5 protein-coding genes and 1 pseudogene are annotated in these 3645 nt (G+C 61.7%); 4 read left to right on the top strand and 2 right to left on the bottom strand.

The window, feature by feature from the left end:
- Positions 1-306: pseudogene (locus tag EOA29_RS28955) on the top strand (alpha/beta hydrolase); the annotation flags it as partial.
- Between the two features lie 17 nt (positions 307-323).
- On the opposite strand, the gene EOA29_RS28950 reads toward EOA29_RS28955, so the two are convergent.
- A complete protein-coding gene (locus EOA29_RS28950) occupies positions 324-1373 on the bottom strand; it encodes a DUF1176 domain-containing protein (protein ID WP_126093639.1) in 1050 nt (349 codons plus the stop codon).
- Positions 1374-1517: 144 nt separating this feature from the next.
- On the opposite strand from EOA29_RS28950, the gene EOA29_RS28945 reads away from it, so the two are divergent.
- Positions 1518-2021: a DUF1993 family protein gene (locus tag EOA29_RS28945; RefSeq protein ID WP_126093640.1), complete on the top strand. Its 504-nt coding sequence runs from the start codon at positions 1518-1520 to the stop codon at positions 2019-2021.
- 108 nt (positions 2022-2129) lie between these two features.
- Here the strand turns inward: EOA29_RS28945 and EOA29_RS44070 are convergent, their stop codons facing one another.
- A complete protein-coding gene (locus EOA29_RS44070) occupies positions 2130-2294 on the bottom strand; it encodes a DUF1127 domain-containing protein (protein ID WP_082954041.1) in 165 nt (54 codons plus the stop codon).
- Between the two features lie 344 nt (positions 2295-2638).
- On the opposite strand from EOA29_RS44070, the gene EOA29_RS28935 reads away from it, so the two are divergent.
- Together EOA29_RS28935 and EOA29_RS28930 are read left to right on the top strand one after the other, a co-directional pair.
- Positions 2639-3157: a hypothetical protein gene (locus tag EOA29_RS28935; RefSeq protein WP_189350024.1), complete on the top strand. Its 519-nt coding sequence runs from the start codon at positions 2639-2641 to the stop codon at positions 3155-3157.
- A gap of 110 nt (positions 3158-3267) precedes the next feature.
- A partial coding sequence (locus EOA29_RS28930) for an aldo/keto reductase (protein ID WP_189479016.1) occupies positions 3268-3645 on the top strand: 378 nt, incomplete at its 3' end.

The raw sequence follows: 3645 nt of genomic DNA, 5'->3' as shown, positions 1-3645 counted from the left end.
AAGCTGCCCGATCGCCAGGACACGGGAGCCCGCATCAACGGCCTGCTGCTGCTTGGCTCGCTCTGGGACGACAGCTTCCTGACCAGCCCCGCCTTCAAGCGCCGGGTACCGGTGTTCTTTGGCCAGGGCAGCCACGACGTGGTTTTCCCGGTGGAGAAGCAGGAGGCGTTCTTCCGCTCGATCCTCGCCAAGTCGAAGGCCTATCCGACCCGTTTCGTGCGCTTCGAGACCGGCACGCACGGGACGCCGATCCGTATGGTCGACTGGCGCGGCACGCTCAATTGGATGCTGACGAAAGCGCCTTGAACAAGGGCGCCCTCAACTCAAGGTGGGGTGTTGTAGTCCAGTACGGTCTCGGGGTTGATCTCGCCGTCATAGGACGCATCGACATCGTACTGCACCAGCGAGAAATTGCCGTTGCGGAACAGATAGGTGCCGGTCGACGAGGCGTCGCCGACACCGCGCCATTTGTTCATGGACGTGATCGTCCTGGTCTTGTCGTCAAACTCGGAATTGACCAACTGGTCGTCGGTCTGGAAACCGATGATGTGGATCCCCTCGACCTTGCCCTCGCTGTTGTTGTTCTCGTAGCGGATGTCCAGCTCCGGCGAGGCGAACTGCAGCTGCCTGACGCCGGCGACATCGTCATAGGTGTAATAGACCGCGCTCTCATTGTAGGCGGCCAGCGAGCAGAAGAAGCGGAAAAGCCGAGTCTCGCGCTCCGGCTCGTCGGCTCCGGCGTCCTTGTCCTTATAGCGGATGGAGTAGGCGTCCGGCTCGCCGGCTGGCTTGCCTTCCGGATTCTCCTTGTCGCACTGTTCGCCATAGGTGGCGAGGAACGCCTTCCTGGCCTGTTCAAGCGCCTCGTCCGTCTTCGGGGGCGGCGGGCCGTCGCCGCAGCTGGCCGGCACGGCACTTTCGAAATCTTCGGTCGACGGCTTCAGCGCGCCCTTGTCGATGAAGATCGGCTGGAACGGCGGTTCCTGTATCTGCGCGTTGACCTGGCGAAGCGTGTAACAGCCGGCAAAGACCTTGGCTTCGCCTTTCTTGTCGGTCGCCTGGATGGCGACGGGAACGCTGTAATAGATGCTGCCGGCCGCGCCCTCGTCGGAAACGGCGCCGGTCTTGACCTCGACCGTGTCGGTGTTGTCGTAGCCTTTGACGAAAGCGTTGAAATCTTTTGCTGGCTTCGTATCGCCATAGTAACCCCAGGCGCGAGCGAATTCATGCCGGCCGATGGCGCTGTAGAGCGAGCGAACGACCGCCTCTGCGCTGGATCTATCGTCGATATAAGGCACTTCGGCTGCGAGCGCCGACTGGCCGATGCCAACAAGGGAGAGCAAGGCAGTCGCTGCGAGAAGGGCACGTATCATCGGGAATCTCCGCTCGATAACGAAAATACTACCACGGCGATTGCGGCGGCGCGGTGACGCGGCCTGGACACTGCTTGAAGAATCGGGCCGGGAGGCGCTACCTCACGACCCGCGGCGCTGAGGCCGCCTGGGGAGATTACTCACGTGACCATATCCATGTACGATATTTCCGTGGCCGTCTTTTCGGCCCGGCTGAAGGCGCTGGCCAGCGTGCTGTCGCTGGCCGAGCAGAACGCTGCCGACCGCAAGATCGACCCGCAGGTGTTCCTGACCGCCAGGCTGGCGCCCGACATGTTCGCGCTGACGAGGCAGGTGCAGATCGCCACCGATCACGCCAAGGGCGCGCCGTCGCGGCTCGCCGGCCGCGAAGTGCCGAAATTCGAGGACAATGAGTCAAGCTTCGAGGAACTGCACGCCCGAATCGCCAAGACGCTCGATCATCTGGCGACATTCTCGGCCGCAGACCTGGCGGGCTCGGAGGAGCGGACGATCGAGCTCAGGCTTGCCGGGCGCGAGGTGTCGATGAGCGGGCTGCAGTACCTGCTTCATGCCGCCATGCCGAACTTCTACTTCCACGTCACCACGGCCTACGACATCCTGCGGCATAACGGCGTGCCGCTGGGCAAGGCGATTTTCCTGGGACGCTAACAACCGAGAGGGTTCCCGGCCACCACCGGGAAGCCTCTTTGCTTTTGGTTTCGCGCAATTCCGGACGGAGCCGCGGCACACTTGCCCTGGAATTGCCCGAGCGCCAGATCAGCGTATCGACATTTCGCGGGCGATACGCGGAAAATCCGCCGGCTTGATGCCGATATCGGCGCGGTCGGCATTGCTCATCGCGTTCAGAAGCGCGAGCGCCGAACGGTAACGCTGCTGTTCCTGCGGGCGTGGCCGCGCGAACATTTCAGTGAAGAACCCCATATCCCAGGCCCCTAATTTGTCCTCCACACGTCTAATATATAGGCGATTTGTTACAATTGTGCAGTGCAGCAATCGCATGGCAGCCATGCCTTTGCGAATTTTTTCCGCCACAATCGATTTTTTTGAAACTTTTGCAGAAGCTCGATCGTAGGCCTCGATGCTGGCTCCATGGCCGGCTTTTCCTCGCCATTCCTGGCGACCTTGCCGGGCTGCACAAAATGCGGTCCGGCTTTTTGTTTCGGCGGCGACTGCGTCGGGTTTCCGGAAGCTGAAAAGCCCGCAATTGTTAACGTCATGGGAATTCATTCTTAACGAGAGCGCTCTATGGTCGGCGGCGACGGTGAATGCCGTCGCAATACGGGGAGGCTGAGATCGGCACCGGGAACAAGCTCGATTTCGCTTCGTTGCTCGACGACCTGATCATCGCTTCCGAGAAGGGCGAAGACGGGGGCGCCAGGCCCTCTATACCGTTCGATTATCTGTCGGTGGCGGACGAGCTTCATTCCGGTCGCATCAAGGTTGCGGGCGAGAGCGTCGCCGCAGAATACCGTGAAGCGGGCACTGATCTTGCCGCCGAGTTCGCCGCGATTCTCGACCAGGCCAAGCTGGCGCTTGCCGGCGAAGAGCCGCGGCCGGAGGAAAAGCTGCCGCCGATCGATCCGGAATCGATTGCCGGCGAGCTCGGCCTGGACCGTCCAGGCAAGAATGCCGATTTCGGCCGCATGCGGCGCAACTTCGCTTTCGCCAACCATCCGGACCGTGTTGCCCCGCATCTGCGCCAGCGCGCCATGATCCGCATGCAGGTCGCCAACATGCTGATCGACGAGGCCAAGCGGCGCGCTCTGGCTGCGGCGCGCCGCTAGCAATTCACGCAAAAGTCGGCGGCGGCAGGGTTGGAGAACCCCAAGCCTTTGCTTTATGCTTGAATTCCTCGCCGCGCAGCCGCGCAAAACCTCCCGCCGGAGAAAATTCCATGCATAAACGCCGCCTCGGTCGGACCGATCTCCTTGTTTCGCAAATCTGCCTGGGCTCGATGGCCTGGTGCCAGCAGAACACCGAGGCCGAAGGTCATGCGCAGATGGATCTGGCCTTCTCGCGCGGGGTGAATTTCATCGACACCGCCGAGCTTTACTCGATCCCGCCGAAGGCCGAGACGCAGGGGCGGACCGAGAAGATCATCGGAAGCTGGATGAAGGAGAAGGGAAATCGCGACAAGGTCGTCATCGCCTCGAAAGTAGTCGGCCGCACCGCCAACACCTGGTTCCGCGGCGACCGCCCTTCGAAGCTGGTTCGTGCCGATATATTCGATGCGGTCGAGAAGTCGCTGGCCAAGCTCGGCACCGACTATATC

Source organism: Mesorhizobium sp. M1E.F.Ca.ET.063.01.1.1 (genome assembly GCF_003998155.1).
In the GTDB taxonomy this organism is placed as follows: domain Bacteria; phylum Pseudomonadota; class Alphaproteobacteria; order Rhizobiales; family Rhizobiaceae; genus Mesorhizobium.
Note: the sequence above shows the minus strand (reverse complement) of the source record. Positions and strands in the feature narration are given on the sequence as shown.